This window comes from Dysgonomonas mossii (genome assembly GCF_004569505.1).
GTDB lineage: Bacteria > Bacteroidota > Bacteroidia > Bacteroidales > Dysgonomonadaceae > Dysgonomonas.
Window position 1 is genome coordinate 1 of the sequence record NZ_SPPK01000066.1, and the last position, 453, is coordinate 453.

The 453-nt window shown below is 71.5% G+C and carries 1 protein-coding gene; it reads left to right on the plus strand.

Annotated features, from left to right (window positions below; translation table 11 throughout):
- The coding region (gene hslV, locus E4T88_RS18920) for an ATP-dependent protease subunit HslV (RefSeq protein WP_135107571.1) at positions 1 to 334 on the plus strand (334 nt) is incomplete at its 5' end.
- Between the last annotated feature and the right edge of the window lie 119 nt (positions 335 to 453).

Consider the following 453-nt stretch of genomic DNA (forward strand, 5'->3'; position numbering starts at 1 on the left):
GGCCAAGCTGGAGAAGCACCAGGGCCACCTGACGCGCGCCGCCATCGAGCTCACCAAGGACTGGCGCACCGACCGCGTGCTGCGCCGCCTGGAGGCCATGCTGGCCGTGGCGGATGGCAGCGCCTCGCTCATCATCACCGGCAACGGCGACGTGCTGGAGCCCGAGCAGGGCATCGTCGCGATCGGCTCCGGCGGCGCCTATGCGCATTCGGCCGCCAAGGCGCTGCTGAACCACACCGAACTGTCCGCCGAGGAGATCGTGCGCAAGTCGCTCGCCATCGCGGGCGAGCTGTGCATCTACACGAACATGCACCACACCGTGGAAACGCTCTGACCCCCTGGCGCCGCGGCGCAGACCCCGTCGCGCGCGGTGGGCCGTTCCTGCCTGGCCCGCCCGCCGCCCTTCCTTCCGGCCGCTTCCCGGCCCCGTTCCGCACCGAGTGACCCCCATGT